The sequence below is a fragment of the Streptomyces sp. CBMA152 genome (assembly GCF_014596475.1).
In the GTDB taxonomy this organism is placed as follows: Bacteria; Actinomycetota; Actinomycetes; order Streptomycetales; family Streptomycetaceae; genus Streptomyces.
In genome coordinates this window covers 13,664-35,330 of the sequence record NZ_MECJ01000035.1, presented here as the reverse complement: position 1 = coordinate 35,330, position 21,667 = coordinate 13,664, and the positions used below count along the sequence as shown (strand labels likewise).

16 protein-coding genes are annotated in these 21,667 nt (G+C 72.6%); 4 read left to right on the top strand and 12 right to left on the bottom strand.

Annotated elements, in window-relative coordinates; all coding sequences use genetic code 11:
- Positions 1 to 56 precede the first annotated feature (56 nt).
- The 8 genes from BG418_RS36575 to BG418_RS36540 form a co-directional block, all read right to left on the bottom strand.
- The gene (locus BG418_RS36575; RefSeq protein WP_188278417.1) at positions 57 to 1,313 is read right to left on the bottom strand and encodes an acyltransferase; all 1,257 of its coding nucleotides are present in this window, start codon (positions 1,311 to 1,313) and stop codon (positions 57 to 59) included.
- A 304-nt stretch (positions 1,314 to 1,617) separates the two neighbouring features.
- A complete protein-coding gene (gene fxsT, locus BG418_RS36570) occupies positions 1,618 to 4,605 on the bottom strand; it encodes an FxSxx-COOH system tetratricopeptide repeat protein (protein ID WP_188278416.1) in 2,988 nt (995 codons plus the stop codon).
- Between the two features lie 91 nt (positions 4,606 to 4,696).
- On the bottom strand, positions 4,697 to 5,926 hold the full coding sequence (locus tag BG418_RS36565) for an FxsB family cyclophane-forming radical SAM/SPASM peptide maturase (protein WP_188278435.1): 1,230 nt from the start codon (positions 5,924 to 5,926) through the stop codon (positions 4,697 to 4,699).
- Between the two features lie 2 nt (positions 5,927 to 5,928).
- A complete protein-coding gene (locus BG418_RS36560; protein ID WP_188278415.1) occupies positions 5,929 to 6,189 on the bottom strand; it encodes a hypothetical protein in 261 nt (86 codons plus the stop codon).
- Positions 6,186 to 9,587, bottom strand: coding sequence for an SAV_2336 N-terminal domain-related protein (locus BG418_RS36555; RefSeq protein WP_188278414.1), 3,402 nt, complete (start codon positions 9,585 to 9,587; stop codon positions 6,186 to 6,188). The genes BG418_RS36560 and BG418_RS36555 overlap by 4 nt, the downstream gene beginning before the upstream one ends.
- 43 nt (positions 9,588 to 9,630) lie before the next feature.
- Positions 9,631 to 10,632 carry a MoxR family ATPase gene (locus BG418_RS36550; protein ID WP_188278413.1) on the bottom strand — a complete coding sequence of 334 codons (1,002 nt, stop codon included), beginning with the start codon at positions 10,630 to 10,632 and terminating at the stop codon, positions 9,631 to 9,633.
- 229 nt (positions 10,633 to 10,861) lie between these two features.
- Positions 10,862 to 12,832, bottom strand: a complete 1,971-nt coding sequence (locus BG418_RS36545; RefSeq protein WP_188278412.1) for a trypsin-like peptidase domain-containing protein — start codon at positions 12,830 to 12,832, stop codon at positions 10,862 to 10,864.
- Positions 12,825 to 13,235: a CU044_2847 family protein gene (locus BG418_RS36540; RefSeq protein WP_188278411.1), complete on the bottom strand. Its 411-nt coding sequence runs from the start codon at positions 13,233 to 13,235 to the stop codon at positions 12,825 to 12,827. The genes BG418_RS36545 and BG418_RS36540 overlap by 8 nt, the downstream gene beginning before the upstream one ends.
- A 147-nt stretch (positions 13,236 to 13,382) precedes the next feature.
- Between BG418_RS36540 and BG418_RS36535 the strand changes: the two genes are divergently transcribed.
- Complete coding sequence (locus BG418_RS36535; RefSeq protein ID WP_188278410.1) at positions 13,383 to 13,568, top strand: DUF6104 family protein; 186 nt, start codon at positions 13,383 to 13,385, stop codon at positions 13,566 to 13,568.
- A 70-nt stretch (positions 13,569 to 13,638) separates the two neighbouring features.
- Here the strand turns inward: BG418_RS36535 and BG418_RS36530 are convergent, their stop codons facing one another.
- A complete protein-coding gene (locus tag BG418_RS36530; RefSeq protein ID WP_188278409.1) occupies positions 13,639 to 14,445 on the bottom strand; it encodes a hypothetical protein in 807 nt (268 codons plus the stop codon).
- Positions 14,446 to 14,594: 149 nt separating this feature from the next.
- Between BG418_RS36530 and BG418_RS36525 the strand changes: the two genes are divergently transcribed.
- Positions 14,595 to 15,476, top strand: coding sequence for a DUF4097 family beta strand repeat-containing protein (locus BG418_RS36525; RefSeq protein ID WP_188278408.1), 882 nt, complete (start codon positions 14,595 to 14,597; stop codon positions 15,474 to 15,476).
- Between the two features lies 1 nt (position 15,477).
- Positions 15,478 to 16,329: a PadR family transcriptional regulator gene (locus tag BG418_RS36520; protein ID WP_188278407.1), complete on the top strand. Its 852-nt coding sequence runs from the start codon at positions 15,478 to 15,480 to the stop codon at positions 16,327 to 16,329.
- 115 nt (positions 16,330 to 16,444) lie between these two features.
- Here BG418_RS36520 and BG418_RS36515 read toward each other — a convergent pair whose 3' ends face one another.
- The 3 genes from BG418_RS36515 to BG418_RS36505 all read right to left on the bottom strand — a co-directional run bounded on the left by BG418_RS36515 (position 16,445) and on the right by BG418_RS36505 (position 20,147).
- A complete protein-coding gene (locus BG418_RS36515; protein ID WP_188278406.1) occupies positions 16,445 to 17,815 on the bottom strand; it encodes a cellulase family glycosylhydrolase in 1,371 nt (456 codons plus the stop codon).
- Between the two features lie 65 nt (positions 17,816 to 17,880).
- Positions 17,881 to 18,846 carry a zinc-binding dehydrogenase gene (locus tag BG418_RS36510; protein WP_188278405.1) on the bottom strand — a complete coding sequence of 322 codons (966 nt, stop codon included), beginning with the start codon at positions 18,844 to 18,846 and terminating at the stop codon, positions 17,881 to 17,883.
- Between the two features lie 86 nt (positions 18,847 to 18,932).
- Positions 18,933 to 20,147, bottom strand: coding sequence for an NADP-dependent malic enzyme (locus BG418_RS36505; RefSeq protein WP_188278404.1), 1,215 nt, complete (start codon positions 20,145 to 20,147; stop codon positions 18,933 to 18,935).
- Positions 20,148 to 20,684: 537 nt separating this feature from the next.
- Between BG418_RS36505 and BG418_RS36500 the strand changes: the two genes are divergently transcribed.
- Positions 20,685 to 21,650, top strand: coding sequence for an ABC transporter substrate-binding protein (locus BG418_RS36500; protein WP_188278403.1), 966 nt, complete (start codon positions 20,685 to 20,687; stop codon positions 21,648 to 21,650).
- The last annotated feature ends 17 nt before the right edge of the window (positions 21,651 to 21,667 follow it).

The window sequence follows — 21,667 nt, the reverse complement described above, 5'->3', positions numbered from 1 at the left end:
GAACTTGAATTCACGTCGTTGGGGACTGGAACCAAGCTCTCCGGTTGGTGCGCCGCTCAGGTCGTGGTGGAGGCCCGAGGGAGCCTCGGCTTGGACCAGTTGCGGGTGATGGGCCGCTCGATGAGCGCGTACAGCGCCCACGAGATCAGCACCGCGATCGTGAACTCCACGAGCACGATGCCGATGGTCTGCGGCACCGAGTACATACCGTGGCCGAGCCACTTGCGTACGTAGGAGAGCACCACGAAGTGCACCAGATAGAAGGCGAAGGAGATCTCGCCCAACCAGACCATCGTGCGATTGCGGAAGAGGGTGAACTCGTCTCTCGCGTCGGCGGTTGCGGCGGCCGCGATCAGGAAGACGATCGGGATGATCGTCATGGACCGCTGCGAGTAGAGGAACGGGACGTGGGAGGCCCACACATAGCCGCCGACGAGCAGCAGGCTCGACCAGATCATGCCGATGTTCCACCAGCGGCCGTTGAGCACCGCCTGCGCGACGAGCATGCCGAGCGCGAAGTCGAGCAGCCGCATCGGCGGGAAGTTGTACGCGAACCAGTACTGCACCGTGGAGGCGCGGGCGCCGAGCGCCAGGCCGCCGGGGAAGTTGGGGTCGTCCGGCAGCAGCAGATAGGTGAAGAACGGCGTGGTGATGATCCCGGCGATCATCCCCGAGATCCAGTACTTCAGGTGCTCGGGCCGGATGCGCCGGAACAGCTTGTGCAGCAGCGGGAACGACAGGTAGAAGAGCAGCTCGCAACCGAGCGACCAGCTGGGCTGGTTGACGCTGGAGAAGACGTCGAACTTCGGCACCCACACATGCACCATGAGCAGGTTGAGGATCGCGGTGCGGGTGGGCGTGTACGCGGAGGCGAAGGCGATCATCGCCAGGCCCCAGGTGATCGCGTAGTTCGGGTAGATCTTGACGATCCGGCGGCGCCAGAACGCGCGCGTGGTGTCCGTCTCGCGCACGGCCCAGGTGAGGACGAAGCCGCTGAGCACGAAGAAGAAGGTGACACCCAGCGCGCCCGCGTTGCGGGTGACGTCGAACCAGTCCATCGCCGCGCCGTCGTCCTTCATCAGGCGCAGGAACGGGAAGGGCAGTCCGGTGTGGTTGAAGAAGACCAGCAGGGCCGCCGGGAAACGCAGTCCGGTCAGCGAGGGAAGGCGGGTGGCGGCCGGCCGCAGCCAGCCGTCGCGGGTGGCGACGGTGCGTATCCCGGTGGACTTCCCTAACCGGCCGGACGGTGTCCGTCCGGCCCCCTGATCAGCGGTGCCCGGCGGGCCGGTACCGATCGTGTCGCCGTGAGTCATGGCAAACCCTCCTGAGACCTGGGGAGTTGTGCGCTCTCGTCGCGAGAGGCAAGAGGCTCTCGGCACGTCGGCTCTCGGCACGTCCGACCGCCCGCCGACCGCAAAGGGATCGGCCCTGGGAGACAGCGCCCCCGGACCTACTCAAGGATCTTGAAATGCGGGTTCCGGTTCAAGGCGCTCCGGATCACGTCTCTTCCGGTTTCGGTCAGCAGACGCAGGAAAACCGCATTCATGTCAGAGAAGTGTCAACTCCAGGTCAGGACTAGGTCAGAGAAGCGGGGCAAACACTCACAAGTGGCGTCGCTCACACCGGCATCGGCTCGAAGTCCCAGTACGGTCGCGCCCCGCCGCGCATGTACGCGGTCTGGCGGTGGCTCTCGCCGAGCGCGGCCGTGAGCGTGCCCACCGCGTCCCGCAGCAGCTCGGCGGCCTCCGCGCGCTTGCCCCGGGCCCGCAGGTCCTGGGCGAGGCCCGCCTGGAGGTTGACGGTCAGGACATGCGACTGGCCGACCGAGGCGACCGCCTGGACGAGGGCGGAGCGGCCGAGCTCGGCGGCCCCGGTCAGATCGCCGTCGGCGGCCCGGGCGGAGGCGGTGTTCATGGCGCAGCCGAGCGTCCAGGGGTGGGCGTGGCCGAGCGCGCGCGTGAAGGCCCGCAGATTGCGCTCGGAGAGCTCCCGGGCGGCCCGGTGGTCACCGCTCTCGCGCAGGACGAGGGCCACGTTGTCGTACGCGCCGATGGTGTACGGATGCTCCGCGCCGAGGAGGCGTTCGTACTCGGCGGCCGCCGACCGGGCCAGCTCATGGGCCTCCACCGGGCGCCCCAACTCCCTCAGCAGCATGGCGTAGTCGCAGGTGAACGCGGTCGCGTCGCCGCGTCGCAGCATCGCCTCGCGGGCGTCGTGCAGCAGCCCCCTGGCCCGCTCGGGCTCGCCGTCGCGGCGCAGGCACAGGGCCAGGTTGTGCTGGGCGGTCAGGGTCTGCGGATGGTCGGCGCCCAGGATCTGGCGGTGCAGGCGGTGGTTGTACTCCTGGATGGTCAGCGCCTCCCCGTACCGGCCCATCAGGCGCAGCATCTGGGCCGTGTACATCCCGCCCTGGAGGGTGAGGTGGTCCTTGCCGCCGAGTACGGAGATGCACTCCTCCAGGACCTCCTGGTGGCGGCTGAGGGCCCTGGCGTAGTGGCCTTGGAGGGCGAGGGTGACCGCCAGGTTGTGGCGGATCGCGAGCAGCCGGGGCACCTTCCAGTCACCGAGCAGGGCCGCGGTCTCCCCCGCCGCCTCCTCGAACAGGGCGCGCGCCTCGCCGTACTTGCCGAGCACCATCAGGGTGCCGCCGAGCCCGTTCTTGGCGCGGACCACCTCGATACCGCCCCGGCCCTCCGCCATCAGCCGCCGCAGGGTGTCCCGGCCCAGCTGCTCGGCCTGGGCGTAGTGGCCCAACTGGCGGCACATGTGCGCCTTCTGGTGGGTGGCGACCAGGACCAGGCCGTCGGTGGGCCCCGACACCGGACGCCACTGGTCGACGGCGAGACCGCTCAGGCGCTGCCCCTCGCGGAACTCACCGCGCACCCGCAGGTACTCGATGCAGTTCAGGACGAGACGGCGCACGTCCGGGTCGGTGGAGGCGATCGCGCCGGACGGCTCCAGATGCGGGATGAGCTCGGCGTAACGCGGCCAGTTGTGGGCGCCCGCCGGGTCGCGCGGATCGGCGGCGACCAGCACCTGGCAGGCGGTGGCGGTGGCCCGCTCGTGCTCGCCCTCGGGCAGGCTGCCGCGCACGAAACGGTGCAGCAGCCGGTGGATGCGCAGCGAGCCGACCGTACGGGTGCCCAGGCGGCCGGGTTCGTCGTACTCCAGCGGGGTGGCGGTCACCCGGGAGAGCGTGCGCAGCGCCGAGTTCCAGCTGCTGGGGTCGGTGACCAGGGCGGCGAGGTGCGGCGGCAGATCGCTGACCCGGGCGCTCTGGAGCAGGCGCACCGGCACCGAGTCGGGCGAGAAGTGCGCGAGGAGTTTCAGCAGCTCCCAGGCCTCGGCGGAGGTCTCGTGGAGGCTGTTGAGCGTCTTGGACCAGGCGGCCTGGAAGCTCGCCGGGTAGTCGCGCGAGGGCAGCGTGTCGACGGTGTGCGGATCGCCCTGGCTGATACCGCGTACGTACTCGGCGACCGAGGCAGCCGGGTTGTTGGCGATCCAGTTGGCGGTCTGGTCGAGCAGCAGCGGCAGGTCCTGGACGGCGTCGGCGAGCCGGTCCGCGTCCTGCTCGGTGAGGCGTTCGGCGCGGCGGCGGGCGAAGGCGACGCTCTCCTCGCGGTCGAAGGGCGGCAGCTGCACGAGGTGGGCGCCCAGACCCGGCCACTCCGGCGAGTTGGCGGTGACCAGCACATGGCCGGGGCCCTCCGGGATCAACTCCCCCACCGCCTCCGGGCTTTCGGCCCCGTCGAAGACCAGCAGCCAGCGGCGCCGGGTCGTCTCCAGCTCGCGCCGCACCGCGGTGATGACCTCGCCGAGGCGGCTGCCCTGGGCCAGGCCCAGCTCCGGGGCGAGCGCGGCGAACCCCTCGCGGGCGCTGGCCTTGGCAGCGGCCCCGACCCACCACACGAGGTCGTACTCGCCGGAGAACCGGTGCACGTACTCCATCGCGGCCTGCGTCTTGCCGACACCGCTCAGCCCGTGCACCACCACCCGGCCACCCTCCTCACCGGAGACGGCGAGGACGTCGTGGACCTTCTCGAAGGTCTCCTCGCGGCCGGTGAACTGGCGGTTTCTGCGCGGCGCGTTCCATACGCGCGGGCGGTCGTCGGGGAAGCGGATGGCCCGCTCCAGGACGACACCGGTGGGGCGCGCGACCGACCCGGCGCACTCCAGGACCCGGCGGCGCGCCTCGTCGGGACCGATGCCGCGCAGCCCGACGGGCCGCAGCGTCGCGGCGGCCGGCGGCAGCGGTTTGGCGGTGACACTGACGGCCGCGACCCGGTCGCGGTGCAGCGGCAGGGTGTCGCGCAGCGCCGCCGCCCAGCCCTGGTACTTCTCGGAGTCGAAGCGCAGATACCAGTCGTCGAGGACGACCAGGATGTGCCCGGGCGGCTCCAGCAGATCGGCGAGGGCCGAGTCGGCGGGCTGCAGATGCAGCGGATCCCACCTTATGAGGACGGCCGGGTGCCCGGCCCGTTCCAGCTGCTGCCCGATCCAGTCGGCCCAGGCCTGGCTCTGCCCGGCGAAGAGCACGGTGACACGGGGGGACTCCTCGGCCGGTTCGGGCAGCGTGGACTCGACGGCGCCCTCGTGGTCGGACATGCGGCGGACTCCCTCGGCTCGGGCCGGAAGCTGGATGTGCGCGCACTTTCAATTGTGCGTCACAAAAGTGTCAGTGAGCAGGAGTTGACAGTCACCAGCCGCCACGTCCCGCCTTGTCGGTCTCGGACAGCCTCGCCGCGACATGACGTATCAACCGTTCCAGATCGGCGCAGTAAATGCTGGGGTGCAGGAATCCGCTGTACGGGGCGTAGCGGTGGGCGTAGTTGCCGCCGCCGCACACCTCGCGCACCGGACAGGCCAGGCACTCCGGGGCAAGACCCTTCGCCCCCAACTGGCGTGCGGCGACGCCCGGATGGCGCAGGGCCTGGTCGAAGGAGTGGTGGAAGACATCGAGGCCGGTGGCGGAGGCGCCCTCGTACGCCGAGCGCAGCGCGCCCGTCTGCTCGATCGAGCCGTCCGTGTCCACCACCACCGCCACCATCGGCGAGAGCCCGACGGACTCCACCGTGCTCTGCGCCCCGAGCAGCAGCGCCACGATCTCCTCGAAGAGCCGCACCCCGGTCCGCATCCGCTCCGCGTCCCACCACAGGTCGAACACCTCGGCCAGCCAGTCGCCGTACGGGGTGGACCGCGCCCGCCGCCCCGGCACCGGGGCCGGGGCGATCCCGGGCGGCGGCGCGGCCCAGTTGCCGTGCGGCAGCAGCAGGTCGATGCCGGGCGGGCCGAGCGCGAGCAGCGAGCGGTAGACGTCGCCGGGGTCGGCGGCGAGGTCGACCGTGCAGAGGATTCCGGCGTACGCGGCGGGGCGCCGGGCGAGCAGGCGCGCGGCCGCGGCGACGGCGGGCCACGACGGGCGGCCCCGGCGGTCGGTGCGGCGGGTGTTGAGCCGGGCCGCTCCCCCGTCCAGGCTCAGGCCGACCGATACGCGGGCGGCGGCCAAGCGGTCCAGGGTGCGCGGGGTGAGGAGCGTGCCGTTGGTCTGCACGGTCGCGACGACCTCGCAGCCGCCCGGCACCACACCCCGTACCGCCTCGCGCACCGCGCGCCGCACCTCCGCCGCGTACGCGAGCACCGGGCCCGCACCGCCGAGCAGCGGCTCGCCGCCGTGCAGGTCGATCCGGAGCCGGGTGAGGCGATGGGCCGCGGCGTGCTCGGCGATACGGCGGGCGGTGCGACGCACGGTGTCCTCGGCGACCCGAGTCGGCCGCTCGCGCCAACTGGCGTCCTGGCCACGGTAGATGTAGCAGTAGGTGCAGGCCAGGTTGCAGCGGCTGTGCACCTTGAGGACGAACTGGCGCAGCGGTACGGGCCGTACGGCGTCGGGGTCGAGCACGCGGTGCGGCCAGCGGGGCTCGTCCATGGTCACGGCAGGTCTCCACCCGGTGACGGGGACGGTGCCCCGGCTCTTCGTGGGGCCGGGGCGTCCGCGAAGTACGCGCCCACCGCCGGTGCGTCGCTGAAGTACGCGCCCCGCCCCTCGACCCGCTCCCGCAGCTCCGCGAGGACCGCCGCCAGTACGGGGTGCGCGCACTCCTGTGGCTCGCGGGCCGTGAGCGGGCGCAGGGGTGGCAGTGCCGTCGCGTCCGGCACCGCCCTGCCGCCATCCGTCGCGGTCGCCGTCACGACGCTCCCGACCCGCCCGTGAGCCGGTCGATCGCCGCCCGGCTCAGAGCCTCGGCCTCGGGGTCCGGCCACCCCGCCTCCTCAAGGATGCGCAGGACCTCGCGGTGCTCCTCCGCCGCCCTGGCCGGGCCCGCCGTCTCCTCAAGGAGCCCCGCCCGCAGCTGCCGCGCCGCGACCTCCACCAAGGGCTGCCCGGCCGCGCGGGCCTCCTGCGCGGCCCGCAGCGCGAAGTCGGCGGCCTCGCCGAGCCGGGCGTTCGAGCCGGTGCGCCGCGACAGCAGGACCACCGTCTGCGCGCGCAGCTGCCAGATCGCGGCGAGGACCGCGCTGTCGTCGGTGGCCCGGGCGGCCGCGCCGAGTATCCAGTGCGCCTCGTGGAGGTCGGCGAGGATGCCGTCGAGGTGGAACCGTCGTACGTGCGCGGCGGCCAGCAGGAAGCGCCGCCGGGCGAGTTCGGGGTCGGACTCGGAGGTCTCGTCCAGCGCCCGGCGCAGCGCCTTGACCGCGCCCCGGGCGTCGTCGCGGGACTGCCGCACCCGGGCCCGTACGGTCAGGGCGTCACCGAGCTCGGCGTACGCGCCGGGCCGGCGCGGGTCGTCGGCGGCGAGCAGCTCGATCGCGTCGGACCAGGCCACCACCGCCGAGTCCAGCGTGGCGCGGGTGCGGGTCGACTCGTACCGCTCGCGCAGCACCCGCGCCATCCGCAGCAGGCACTCGGCCTGGGCCTCGCGGTCCGGGCCCGCGTAGCTGCGGGCCTGGTCGAGGGCCTGGAGGATGGTCAGCCGGGTCGGGTCGTCGACCTCGGTCTGGGCGAGCTCGACGGCGTCGGCGAGGTGCAGCCAGGACCGGCTGACCTCGTCGTCGGAGAGCGAGCCGGGGGCCAGCGTCTCGAACCCGGCGTACAGGTCCTGGACGGCCCGCTCGGCGTACGCGCGCGTGGTGATCGGCGAGCGCTCGCCGGACCCGGCCGCGCTGCGGCGGGCCAGCGTCAGCAGCAGCGCGCCCCGCAGCAGCAGGACGTCGGCGCCGCGCTCCTCGGCCAGCAGGGAGTTGGCGACATGGACGGCGGTGTCCAGGCAGCCGTCGGCCCACTTCGGCTCCAGCTCCGCGAGCCTGCGCAGTACCCGGATCCGGGCGAGCGACGCCTCCCGCCAGTCGGCGCGCTGGGCGGCGGAGGCGGGCGGGATGCCGCTGATCAGGGCGAGGCTGATGTGCGCGCGGTTGAGCAGGGACACGGCGACGTCGTGCGGGGTGCGGCCCGGGCCGTCCGTCCCGGCGGTGCCGTTGGAGCCGGGGGCGGCTATCGGCTCGGCCGGTGCGGGCGGCCGCCAGGGCTCGCCCGGACGCCCCGGCGGACGCCGTGGCTCGGTCAGCGCGGCCAGCCACCACGCCTCGTCCGCCCCGGCCCGCCCCGACTCCGCCTCGTCCGCCATCGCCTCCAGGATGCGGGCGAGGGTCAGATGCGCGGGACGTTCGTGCGGCAGCGCGTTCTCCACGGCGGACAGGGCCGCGCCCAGGTCCTCGCCGAGCCGCCGCAGCTCCCAGCGCAGCAGCAGCGCCCGCGCCAACTCACCTGAAAGATAAGCCCGTTCGGCCACCCGGCGCTCGCCGCGCACGGCGGCGGTCAGCAGCTGGACGCCCATGTCGAGGTCGCGGACCGTCCCGTACGCACGGAACCGCGCCAGGCAGTCCTGGGCGCGCAGCGACAGCTCGGCGGGGCCCGCGCCGTCGCGTGGTTCGACGACCGGGTCGGGCTGTCCGAAGCGGCGCAGCACCTGCGAGGAGACCCGGGCGAACTTCCGCATCCGGGGGTCGTCCGACGGCCCGGCCGGGGTTTGCCCGCCGGGGTCGACGGACCCGGCGAGCACGGCGGCGGCGAGCGCCGGAAAGTTGCGCACGGTCCGCCCGTAACGCCGCTCGACGTACTCCGAGCAGTGCTTGAGGACGAGGAACGCGCCCCCGGCGCCCAGGTGTTCGAGCAGTTTCTCGCGCACCCCGTCGACGAAGACATAGCCGGGCGCCCCGTCCACGACGTCCTCGGCGTCGTCCTCTCCGGGGCTGCGCACCAAGCCGCTGAGCAGCACCTCGGCCAGCACCTCGGGCCCGCTGTTGACCAGCATCGCCCGCTGCACCAGCTGCATCACCGGCAGCGAGAGCGGCGCCGCCGACAGACACGCGGCGAGCTGGGCGGCGTCCGGGGACGCGGTGGCGCGGAAGGCGTCGACCCGCTCGGCCGGGTCCACGGCCTGCGCGGCCCGTACGGTGCCGGCGGCCGGGGCCTGGTCGGCGCGCACCCGGCCGACCGCCGCCTCCATGGTCCGCTCGGTGGCGCCGCTGACCAGCCGCGCCCAGGCGCCGAACGAGGACTGGCGCAGCGCGAGCACCGGCACCGGCACGCCCTGCGCGGCCCGCCCCCGCTCGGGCCTGCGCGGCCGGAACTCCAGCCGCCCGGCCGGTCCCTCGCGGCGCCGCAACACCCCTTGCCGGGTGGGCAGATGGGTGGAGCGCCACATCCGCTGCGGCAGCGGCTGCACCACCGCGAGCGGCGCGGTCTGCGCCCAGCCGTGCAGCAGCCGGTGGAGCTGGCCGCTGCGCCACATCGGACCCGCGCAGTCGCTGAGCAGCAGCGTGAGCCGGCGCCCGGCCGGGTCCCAGAACTGCGACGGCTCGGCGAGATGTCCGGTGGGCTCGACGGAGGTGCCGACGCGCGGCCTGCCGTCGGCGCCCTCGTGCAGATAGTGCACCTGCACCTCGCGGAAGGCCCCGGCCCGCTCGCAGACCTGGCGCAGCTCGTCGAGCGTCTGCTCCCACACGAGCGTGGAGGAGGAGACGTCCATCATCAGCGCGAGCCGCGCCTGGCGACGCCGGTCGGGCCGCAGCACCGGGATCACCAGACCCATGTCGGCCGCCCGGTCGGCGGTGGCCTGCTCGTCGAGGTAGCGGCCGGTGGTCCGTACGGGCGCGCGGTAGCGCTGGAGCGGCCGCAACGCCCGTTGCAGGGCGAGCGGTTCGGGCAGCGACGCGGCGACGGGCGCGGCCACCGGGGCCACGGCCACCCCGCCGAGCGTGTCCCCGCCCCCCTGCCGCGGCCCGGCGACCGGCCCCGGGGTGAACAGATCGGCCTGGCCCTCGTACGTACGAGGGGTGGGCACGCTCGACGCGCCCTGCGGGGGGACGCGCGGCTCGGTGAGGTCCGGGCCGTCGCCGACGCCGGGCGGTTTGACGCCGGGGCCGCCCACGCCCGCGGGCGCCGGGCCGGGCTCGTGGGACGAGGGCCGGGCGAGGGGTCCGGCGAAGTCGGCGAGCCACAGCGCGTCCGCCAACTCCTGGGCGGTGGGCTGGATCTCGGCCTCCCGAAGGCGCGCCACCAGCGCCGTGAGCGTCGTACTGACGCTCATGGCGCTCTCCTCGGGGCGCGGGTCGGGGGCCGTGGTCATCGTGTCACCGCTGCCTGGTGTCCAGCGGCCGCAGCAGCAGCTCGGCGATCTCCTGGCGCCGCTCCGGCCCCTCGTCGCGCACCTGCTGGGTCAGGAATATCGCGTTCAGGAGCTGGTCGGTGGGGCGCAGTTCGCCGTCGCCGTCGTCGCGGGTGAAGCGGCTGAGCAGATCGAGGTTGCGCTCGTCGGCGCCGGGCCCGAAGTGGGCCTGCACGAAGGCCGCGAGGCGTTCCTCGCGCGGCGGGTCCAGGTGCAGATGGATGCAGCGGCGCAGCAGCGGCGCCGGGAAGTCGCGCTCCCCGTTGCTGGTCAGGACGGTGATCGGGAAGGCGTGGCAGCGTATCTTGCCGTGCGGCACCGCGACCCGGTGGCCGTCGTCGGTGAGCACTTCGACCACATCACGGCCGGGCCGGTCGGCGATCCGCTCCAGCTCGGGGAGCGGGAACTCGCCCTCCTCCAGGACGTTCAGCAGGTCGTTGGGCAGATCGATGTCGCTCTTGTCGAGCTCGTCGATGAGCAGCACGCGCGGCCGCTCGGCGGGCAGCAGCGCGGTGCCGAGCGGGCCGAGCCGGATGTAGCGGCCGATGTCGTCGGCCTGCCCGTCGGCGAGCTGGGCGTCGTGCAGGCGCCCGATGGCGTCGTAGGTGTAGAGGCCGTCCTTGAGCTCGGTGCGGCTGATGATGGGCCACTGGAGGACGCGGCCCAGGCCCAGTTCGTACGCGATGGAGTGCGCGAGCGTCGACTTGCCGGAGCCCGGCTCGCCGGTGATCAGCAGCGGGCGGCGCAGATACAGGGCCGCGTTGATCAGCTGAAGGGTCTCGCTGTCGTGCGCGGACAGCTCCGAGACCCGGTCGCCGAGCCGGCGCAGCGACGCGATGTCGATGCCGGGCACCTCGTACGGGCGCGGCTCGCCGTCGAACGCACGCCAGCGGGGCGGGTCGGGCAGCGCGCGGATCCGGTCCGGATCCGGTGCCCCGGTGCCTCGGTAGATCAGCCAGTCGTCCATCGCTCGCTCCTCGTCGACGGTCGGCGGGGCACCACTTGCTGGCCACGTGGCCGCGCGGGACCACGTGTCGTTGCGAGTCGAAGTCCGTTGTGAACGTACCCACTACGAGGCGTCCGAAATGCGTTTTCCGGCCAGCAGATCGGTGGGTGGACGCACAGGCGGTCACAGCGGCGCTTGGCCGGGCGCACGGCGGCGCACGGCGCGGCCGTACGGGACGTCGCCGCGCGCGTCACGGCGCGTCCAGCCGGTCGAGGTCCGGCAGCGGCCGCCCGGGATCGTCGTAGAGCATCGCCACACCCTCCGCCCAGTGCTGGGCATCCTTGGTTTCGCTGATGTCCTCCCTGATACGGCGCAGCCGGTCCGGGAGTTCAGTGGGGTCCTTCGCCTGCCCGAGCAGATCGGCCGCCCCGGCGCGCACGGCGGCGCAGCGCTCGTGGCAGCCCCGCTCGGGGTGGGCGTCGGTGTGCCAGAGCGCCACGCCGTGCCCGGCCTCCAGGGCCATCCGCATGGCCGCGCCGCCGACCCCGCGCCCGGCGGGCCGGCACAGCACCGGCACCGCGCCCGGCGCCATCTCGGTGAAGTGGTGCGGCCGGGGCGCTCGTCCGGGGACCGGCGTGGCGACGCCGGTCAGCTCCTCGGCGGCCATCAGCCCCTCCCACCGCACCAGCCACTCGCGGTCGGGCTCGCCACGCCGGTCCAGGTCGCGCAGCACCACCCGGCGCTGCACCCCGAGATACGGCGAGAGATACAGCCGGCCCATCTCGGTGAGCTGCCAGCGGTGCACGGCGGTGTCGAAGTAGTCGGCGGGCAGGGCGACTTCGAGGGGCGCGGGGCACTCGTCGGTGTCGACCATCTCGAACGCGTCGACCAGCGGCCGGCGCAGCCGCCGGATCAGGTCGCCGGGCGCGACCCCGTCCCCGTGGCACTGCTCGTCCACCGGTCTGGAGCCGTCGCGGTCGCCGTCGTGCACCCGGATGCGCCAGTAGAACCGGTCGGGCGCGTCGGAGAGCGGCTCCAGCTCCACGGTGACGACGGCGCCGCCCCGCTCCCCGCCCGGATACGGCAGGACGGGCAGCACCTCGTCCGGCCCGCCCGGCCCGAGCACCGGGAACATCCCCTCGGGCAGCCGTGCCTCGGTGACCACCGTGTGCACCACCGGCGGCACCCCGCGCAGCCGCGCGTTCACCCAGGCGTCCAGCCGCGCGGGGTCGCCGCCGCGCCCGCGCTCGTACTCCACGACGAGTTTGAGGTAGTGCAGAAAGGCGATGGCGGCCATCGGCCGATGGCCCTCGTAGAGCAGCCCGTGGCCGTCGCGCCAGGAGCGCGGCTCCGGGAGGCTGCCCGGGGGCGCGATGTTGCCGCGCGCCTTGCGGGCGAGGCGGGCGACGGCCGGGACCCCGCCGGGCGCGGGCACCGAGGCGAGCAGGTTCAGGGCGGTGCGCCGGTCGTCCGGGCTCCACTGCTCGGGCGTGCGGTGCAGCCCGCCGGCCGGTAACTCCTGCTGCCGGTCGATCCAGTTGGTCCTGCCGAGCCGGGACCCGGCCCCGTGCCACCGGTCGTGCTCGGCGAGCACGCTCTGGTAGAGCTCGCCGAACCGGCGCAGCACGGGCAGCGCGATGGCCCGCCCGCCGTCGCGCTCGACGCGGCGGGACTTCATGACGGCGACCACGGCGCCGGTGTGCGGATCGAGCACCGGGCCGCCGGAGACCCCTTTGGGGAACTCGGTGTCGGTGAACCGCAGCCCGTAACTCCCGTCGTACGTACGGATGTCGATGGCGCTGCGCCAGCGCAGCGGTTGCCCCTCGGGTCTGAACCCGTGGACGACCGCGCTCGCCCCCGGGGCCTCGGCGCAGTCGCTGAGCCAGACGCACTCGTGCTCCACGTCGTCGTCGACCAGCCGGACCAGCGCCAGGTCCTGCTCGACGGGGATGTCGTCGCCGCGCAGGTCGTCGTCGAGCAGCCACGCCTCCAGGCGGGCCCGGGCCCGCAGCGGCTCGCGGTCGTACTGCTCGCCCTCGACGTGGAAGATCTGCTCCCGGTCCCGCCCGAGATGCGGCCGCAGCACATGCGCGCAGGTCAGCACCCACCCGGGGGCGACGAAGAACCCACTGCCCCACATCGTGCCGCCCGCCGTCGAGAGCAGATGGACGGTCGCCGAACGCGCCAGATCGTCGATGTACGGGTCGCCCGTCTCAGGCATGGGGCAACGCGCCGGGGGCCGGGGGTGCGGTGGGCGGGGCGGGGGGCTGCGGAGGCAGCTGGGTCTGGAGCTGGGGCGGCGGCTGACCTTCCAGCTTCCAGGTCAGCGTGACCTGGATGGACGTCTTCGCCTCGCCGTCCGCGAGGATCGCGATCGCGGCCCCGGCCTTGGCGGACAGCTCCACGCCGAAGGTGATCGTCGCCTCGTCGGGCTTCACGGCGGCGGCCGCGTCCAGCACGGACCGCCCGACCCCGGTGATCAGCTCGCCGAGCCGCTCCACCTTGGCGACGGCGTTCTCCAGCACGCCGACGTCGTCATCGTCGTCCCCGTACCCCCCGGCCGTCGTCAGCCGGGCCAGCACGACGGCTCCGCCCGGCAGCATGATCTCCCGTGGCTGCGCCATGGCCGCTCCCCCTCAACCAGTCGCATATTCCCCTGACTTGAGATGACGAGGGTAATCGGCGGGACGGTTGCGCGGGAGCCCCGGAAAGCACGGGATGGCCCCGGATACCCTGGGAGGGAACATCCCGGTACATCTCAGGAGCACGTTGTGTACTTCACCGACCGCGGCATCGAGGAGCTGGCGAAGCGGCGCGGCGAGGAGGAGGTCACTTTCGAGTGGCTTGCCGACCAGCTGCGTACGTTCGTCGACCTGAACCCGGACTTCGAGGTCCCGGTCGAGCGGCTCGCCACGTGGCTGGCCCGGCTCGACGACGACGAGGACGACGAGGAGTAGGCGTCCGGCGGGGCACGGCCGGGCGGCGGCCCGGGGCACGCCGAGGCCCGGCCGGGCCGCGCCCGACCCGTCACGCGCGCCCCCGCACCCGGTCGTACACCAGCCCCAGCGCCCCGTGGGCGACCAGGACGAGGCCCGCGACCGTCCAGCCGCCGCTGCGGCGGGCCAGGCCCCAGGCGGTCAGCGGTACGCCCGCCGCCAGCTGGGCGGCGCCGAGCGCCCGCGCCAGGGGCCCGCGCAGCCACGGCCCCAGCGGCCCCTCCTCCACCACGTCGAGCTCGGCCCGGACCGCGTCCCGCCAGCCCGACCACTCGACCGTCTCGGCGCCGGACGCGGCCGCGACCGACCGCAGCCGGTCCGCGCTCTCCCCCGGCGTGAGCCCGGCCGGGAGGGTCACCCCCGCGCGGGAGAGCACGGCGGTGAGCCCGAGCAGCCGCGCCCGTCCGTCGGCGGCCGGGTCGGGACGGGTGAGCGCGTCGAGGGCCTGAAGATCGAGTACGGGGTCGAGCCCGAGCCGCGCCGCGAACGTCCGCATCGCCTCGGACTCCCCCGCCGCCGTCCCGTCGGCCAGCCACACATAGCCGACCGTGCGCCGGAACCCGGCGGCCAGCGTGCACCCGGCCCGCCCCTCGTCCCACCAGAGCGCGACCACGGGCCAGCTGGCGCCGACGGCGAGCGCGGAAGCCCACCCCGCGAGCACCTGGTCGACCGGGTCGACGCCGCCGAGCCACGGCTTGGTCTCGGGCACGAGCACGCTCCACCCGTCGCCCGCCGGGGCGAGCAGCATCCGCTCCCGCAGCAGGTGAGCGGCGGGCCGGACGGCGGCGGGCTCGGCGCGGCAGAGGAGCAGGGCGGCGGGGGCGGGGACGCTGGACATGATCCAACGCTAGGGCAAGGCCGACATTCCCACCCATTGATCACCTTTACCCCGCCGGACGAGGCTTGACTTCCCCCATCCGCGATATATCGTGTCTATCAACAAGACGCGATATGTTGCGTCGTACCCCGCCCAGGGAGGTCAGAGTCATGGCACAGTCGACGTGGTCCGTGTCCGAGCCGCGCAAACTCGCCTTCGACGCGCCGGTGTCCGCGCTCAACGTGCGGATCGTCAACGGAACGGTGAACGTCGTGGGGACCGACGAAGGTTCCGCGCGCCTGGAGGTCTCCGCGATCGAGGGACCGCCGCTGATCGTCACGCAGGACGGCTCGACGCTCACGGTCGCCTACGAGGACCTGCCCTGGAAGGGCTTCCTGAAGTGGTTCGACCGCAAGAGCTGGCAGCGCAATGCGGTCGTCTCGCTCGCGGTGCCCGCCGAGTCCACGGTCGAGGTGGGCGTGGTCGGCGCGGCCGCGGTGGTCTCCGGCATCCGAGGACGTACGGACGTACGCGGCGTGACGGGAGACACGACACTCGTCGGCCTCTCGGGCTCCATCCGGGCGGACACGGTCTCCGGCAACCTGGAGGCCCAGGCGGTCACCGGTGACCTGGTCTTCAAGTCGGTCTCCGGCGATCTGACGGTGATCGAGGGCGCGGCCACGTCCGTACGGGCCGACTCGGTCAGCGGCGACATGGTGCTCGACCTGGACGCGTCCGGCAGCCCCGCCGACATCCGGCTGACCTCGGTGTCCGGCGAGATCGGCATCCGCCTGGAACACCCGTCGGCGGACGCCCGGGTCGAGGCGAACACCACCAGCGGCGCGGTCTCCAACGCCTTCGAGGACCTGCGCGTCAGCGGGCAGTGGGGCGCGAAGAGCATCACCGGCACACTGGGCGCGGGCAACGGCACGCTGCGCGCGACCACGGTCTCCGGCTCGATCGCCCTGCTGCGCCGCCCCCCGCGCGAGGACGAGCCGACCGACGCGACCGGCACGGGATCCATCGGGCCCACGACCGAGAAGGTGCTCTGACATGGCCCCCGTCTTCGCCCACGGCCGCCTGCGCCTCTACCTCCTCAAGCTCCTCGACGAGGCCCCGCGCCACGGGTACGAGGTGATCCGCCTCCTGGAGGAGCGTTTCCAGGGGCTGTACGCGCCGAGCGCCGGCACCGTCTACCCCCGGCTCGCCAAGCTGGAGGCCGAGGGCCTGGTCACCCACACCACCGAGGGCGGCCGCAAGGTGTACTCGATCACCGACGCGGGCCGGGCCGAACTCGCGGGGCGCGGCGGCGAGTTGGCCGACCTGGAGCTGGAGATCCGCGAGTCCGTCTCCGAGCTCGCCGCCGAGATCCGCGCCGATGTACGGGGCGCGGCGGGCGACCTGCGCGACGACGTACGCCGCGCCACGCACGAGGCCCGCAACGGCGGCGCCGCCACGGGCGAGTCCTGGCAGCAGGCCAAGGAGGAGCTCAAGCGCGCCAAGCAGGAGTGGAAGGAGCAGGCGCGCCGGGCGAAGGACGAGTCGCGCCGCGCCCGCGAGGACGCCCAACAGGCCCGCCGCCAGGCGAAGGAGGCCCAGGAACGGGCCCGCGAGCAGGTCCAACGGGTGACGCAGCAGGTGCGGGACCACTTCGGCTCATGGGAGGGCCTGGCGGACCTGACCAAGGAAACGGTCCGCCCCACCGAGCCTCCCGCCTGGGCCGAGGACACCCCGACCACCGACAACCCGGCCCGCGACCTGGACCGCCTCCTGGACCGCTTCCGCGACGACATCCGCGACGCGGCCCGCGACAACGGCGTGACGGAGTCCCAACTCCGCGAGGCCCGCCGCCACTTGTCGACGGCGGCGGCACATATCGGGGCGATCCTCCGCACGAAGGGCTAACCGGTCGATGGGCCCGGAGGGCCCTCTTAGGGGCGCGGGGAACTGCGCGAGCAACCCACCACGATCCGCACCCGAAAAGCTCCCTCGGAGAGTTTCGGGAAGGGGCGGGGTGGGGTCAACCGCGCGCGACAACCACCGTCACCACAGCTCCCCGCACCCCCACAACCCGCATCCCCCGCACCAACACCCCACCCGACACCCCGACCCGCCACTCCCCCGCCCCCGACGGCACGGACAGCTCGGTAACACCAGGCCCCGCCACATACACCAGCCGATACGTCCGCGACCCCGGGTCATACGTCTCCGACCGCACCCGCCCCGCCACGGCCGACGCGTACGGCGTGGCGGTCAGGGCCTTGTTGGGCCGCAGCACACCCGCCGCGTCGGCCGCGCAGTACCCACCCCCGTAGCACCACACGTACCCCGCCCACCCGGAGGTGTAGCGGGACAGCGAAGCCATCGCGTCGGCGTAGAAGCGCCCCATGTTCGGGAGTTCGGAGTTCGGCGGACCCCACTCCCCGACCACCACCGGAATCCGCTGCTCCTTCGGGTACGCCGTCACCGCGGCCTCGTACGACTCGATCCAGTGCGCCGAGGGGTCGTAGTCCGCGCCCGACTCCATCGCGGTGTTGTAGAAGTGCGGCGCGTACACGACCTTCGGGTCCTTGATCCTGCCGAGGCCCGTCGGCACGCCCTCCCCCACCGCGGGCGTCGGCTCGACGAAGAGCCAATGCCGCCGGTCCACCGCACGCACCGCCCGAGCGAGGCGGTTGTACATCGGCGTCACCTGCTCGGCCTCGACGCGCCGCGCGGCCGTCGCCGGGTCCTCGCCCGGCCGGAACTCGCCCATCGGCTCGTTGATCAGGTCGTAGCCGAAGACCGCCGGGTGGTGCCCGAACCGTTCGGCGAGCACCTGCCACATCGCCGCCTGCGCCCGCCGCAGATCGGCGTCCCCGTACAGATGGGTGAACGCCCGCTGCACGGCGGGCTCGTAGTACTCGGAGAACCAGTCGTCGGGGTGCGGCGTGAACGGCAGCCCGTCCGTGCGCGTCGCCCACGCGGGGATCCCGCGATGCCCGAACGCCGGGCCGAACACGTCCTGGTGGGCGTCGATCAGCACCCGGATGTCATAGCGGTGGGCCCAGTCCAGGATGCGTTGGATCTTACGGAGGTACGGCCGGCTGTACTGGCCCCGTACCGGCTCCAGGTCGTCCCAGAAGACCAGCAGCCGCGCGAAACCGAAACCGTGCGCGCGCAGGTCGCGGAAGGTCCGCTCGGTGATCGCGGAGAGCGCCTGGTCGCCCCGGTGCGTCTTGTCCTCGACGTTCCAGCCGCGCACGGTGAGCGTGCGGCCCTGTTCGTCGGTGAGGCGGGGGATTTCACCAGTGCCCCGGTCCGCCGCGCGAGCGGGCCCAGGCACCACACCCCCCGCCGCCAGCAGGGCACAACAACACCCCATAGCCACAAGGTACTTGGACGTACGCATGGGACACCTCCGGCACGTCGACAGGTGAACGTGCCGGAGATCAGATCAGCATTTCTGACGAGCCATCAAGACGTCGTCAGCACGATCTTCCCGAAGACGTCGCCGGACTCCATCTTCTCGAACCCCTCGCGGGCCCGGTCCAGCGGCAGCACCTCGTCGATGACCGGCCGTACGCCCGTCGCCGCGCAGAACGCGAGCAGGTCCTCCAGCTCGTCCTTGGTGCCCATGGTCGAGCCGACCACCTTCAGCTCCAGGAAGAAGATCCGGGTGAGCTCCGCGTGCGCGGGCCTGTCGCCGCTGGTGGCGCCGGAGATCACCAGGGTGCCGCCGGGCCTGAGCGACTTGACCGAGTGGGACCAGGTGGCCGCGCCGACCGTCTCGATGACGGCGTCGACCCGCTGCGGCAGCCGCGCGCCCGGCTCGTACGCCTCCACCGCGCCCAGTTCGACGGCGCGCTTGCGCTTGGCCTCGTCGCGGCTGGTGGCGAAGACCCGCAGTCCGGCGGCCTTGGCGAGCACGATCGCGGCGGTGGCGACCCCGCCGCCCGCGCCCTGCACCAGGACGGAGTCGCCGGGCCGTACGCCCGCGTTGGTGAAGAGCATCCGGTACGCGGTCAGCCACGCGGTCGGCAGGCACGCGGCCTCGGCGAAGCTGAGCTCCTTGGGCTTGGGCAGCACGTTCCAGGTCGGCACCACGACCTGCTCGGCGAAGGTGCCCTGGTACTTCTCGGTGAGGATGGAGCGCCCCTCGGCCGGGCCCACGCCGTGGCCGCTCTGGCCGATCACCGAGTGCAGGACGACCTCGTTGCCGTCCTGGTCGACCCCGGCCGCGTCGCAGCCCAGGATCATCGGCAGCTTGTCCTCACCGAGCCCGACGCCGCGCAGCGACCAGAGGTCGTGGTGGTTGAGCGAGGCGGCCCGTACGTCGATGAGCGACCAGCCCGGACGTACCTCGGGGGCGGGCCGCTCCCCCAACTCAAGGCCGCTGAGCGGCTGGTCACGGTCGATGCGTGCGGCGTAGGCGGCGAACATGGCCCTGACCCTAGAACGCGTACGGGACGCGGCGGAACCTCATCGAGGTGTGAGTCACGTCCCGTACACAGGTCCTGAAGCCACGCTCAGCGGCGCGCCACGCCCTCCGCGCGCGCGGCAGCCGCGACGGCCGCCGTCACGGCGGGCGCGACCCGCTCGTCGAACGGGGACGGGATGACGTAGTCGGCGGCGAGGGCGTCACCGACGACATCGGCCAGTGCGTTGGCCGCCGCGATCTTCATGCCTTCCGTGATCCGGGAGGCCCGGACCTGGAGGGCGCCCGCGAAGATGCCCGGGAACGCCAGCACGTTGTTGATCTGGTTCGGGTAGTCCGAGCGGCCCGTGGCGACCACCGACGCGTACTTGTGCGCGATGTCGGGGTGCACCTCGGGGTTCGGGTTGGCCATGGCGAACACGAACGCGCCGGGCGCCATCGAGGCCACCGCGGGCTCCGGGACCGTACCGCCGGAGACGCCGATGAAGACGTCCGCGCCCGCCAGTGCGGTCTCCAGGGAGCCCGAGAGGCCCGCCTTGTTGGTGATCTCCGCCAGCTCGCGCTTGACGTCGGTCAGGTCCTGGCGGTCCCGGCTGACGATGCCCTTGCGGTCGGCGACCGCCACGTCGCCCAGACCCGCTTCGAGGAGGAACTTGGCGATGGCCACACCGGCCGCGCCCGCGCCCGAGATGACGGCCCGCAGATCGCCCAGGGTGCGCCCGGTCAGCTTCGCCGCGTTGCGCAGCGCCGCCAGGGTCACGACCGCCGTGCCGTGCTGGTCGTCGTGGAAGACCGGAATGTCCAGGGCGTCCTGGAGCCGCCGCTCGATCTCGAAGCAGCGGGGCGCCGAGATGTCCTCCAGGTTCACTCCACCGAAGGACGGGGCGAGCCGGACGACGGTCTCGATGATCTCGTCCGTGTCGGTGGTCGCGAGCGCGATGGGCACCGCGTCGACCCCGCCGAACTGCTTGAAGAGGATCGCCTTGCCCTCCATGACCGGAAGGGATGCCTCCGGCCCGATGTCACCGAGGCCGAGCACCGCCGTACCGTCCGTGACGACGGCGACGACCTGGGACTTCCAGGTGTAGTCGTGGACCAGCTCCGGGTTCTCGGCGATGGCGCTGCACACCTTCGCGACACCCGGCGTGTACGCCAGGGACAGGTCGTCCTTGTCCCGGATCGGGACGGTGGCCTGGACGGCCATCTTTCCGCCCCGGTGCAGCGCGAAGGCCGGATCGAAGGGGTCCTCCGCGGAGGCTCCTTCGGTACTGCTCTCGCTGCGAGGATTGATGATCTCCGCTGCCATTGTGTTGACCCCTTAAGTCTTCATCAGTTGAGGGTGGCCACTCCTTGTTGAGGAGGGGTGGGTGGGCACCACATACGTGACCTGCACTGGACGGTTGGCCCGCCCCGGCAGGGGGAGGTACGTACGCGCGGGCGCGCCGCACACGCGCCCTGAGCCCCGGATGAGGGGTGTAAGGATCCTTCTTACCCGACGGAGGCGTCGGTCGAGTAGTCCATTTCGACTGCGGAACACCCCGGTGACATGACTCATAGGGCCATGTCGGGACAAGTGCGCAATGCGGCATGAAACATGTCCACAACGCGAGATGAACCGGAGATTTTCCGGTGGACGAACGTATACCCGGGACAAGGTCCGGCCTTGATCTACCGGCCCGTTGGGGTGAGGGGGTGACCCGTTATCCGATTTTGACATGCGCGGCCCACTGAATCCGCTGGTCCGAATGGCAAGATGCCGACACAACACGGTCGTGTCGCCCAAAGAAGAGCGTCCCGGCCGGTACTCACTGGCCACTCCATCACCCGCCGGAGGAACCCGACCATGACCGCAAGCACCACCCGTCGTACGACCGCCGCCTCGTCCCGGATTGCCGCGGTCGGCGCGATCGCGGTCGCCGGCGCCCTGCTGCTGACCGGCTGCGGAGACCAGACGAAGAGCAAGGACAACAACAGCTCGTCCTCCGCGAGCACCTCCGGCAAGGGCCCGCTCTTCTCCAAGCTGCCCAAGGAGATCCAGAACAAGGGTGTCATCAAGGTCGGTTCGGACATCGCGTACGCACCGGTCGAGTTCAAGGACAAGGACGGCAAGACGGCCGGTATCGACCCGGACCTCGCCGACGCCCTGGGCAAGCAGCTCGGCGTGAAGTTCCAGTTCGAGAACGGCACCTTCGACACCCTGGTCACCGGTCTGCGCGCCAAGCGCTACGACATGGCCATGTCGGCCATGACGGACACCAAGGACCGCCAGAACGGCGTGGACTCGGCCACCAAGAAGAAGGTCGGCGAGGGCGCCGACTTCGTGGACTACTTCACCGCCGGCGTCTCGATCTACACCGCCAAGGGCAAGGACCAGGGCATCAAGACCTGGGACGACCTCTGTGGCAAGAAGATCGTGGTGCAGCGCGGCACGGTCTCCGAGGACCTCGCCAAGAAGCAGTCGGACAAGTGCGGAGCCAAGGGCAAGATCTCGATCGAGGCCTTCGACACCGACCAGCAGGCCCAGACCCGGCTGCGCTCGGGCGGCGCCGACGCCGGCTCCTCCGACTTCCCGGTGGCCGCGTACGCGGTGAAGACCTCGGGCGGCGGCAACGACTTCCAGATCGTCGGCGAGCAGGTCGAGGCCGCCCCGTACGGCATCGCGGTCTCCAAGGACAACACCCAGCTGCGCGACGCGCTCAAGGAAGCGCTCGACGCGATCATCAAGAGCGGCGACTACGACAAGGTCATCGCGAAGTGGGGCGTCGAGGCCGGCGCCATCAAGGAAGCCAAGATCAACGGCGGCGTCTGAACCTCTCCGCTCCAGGC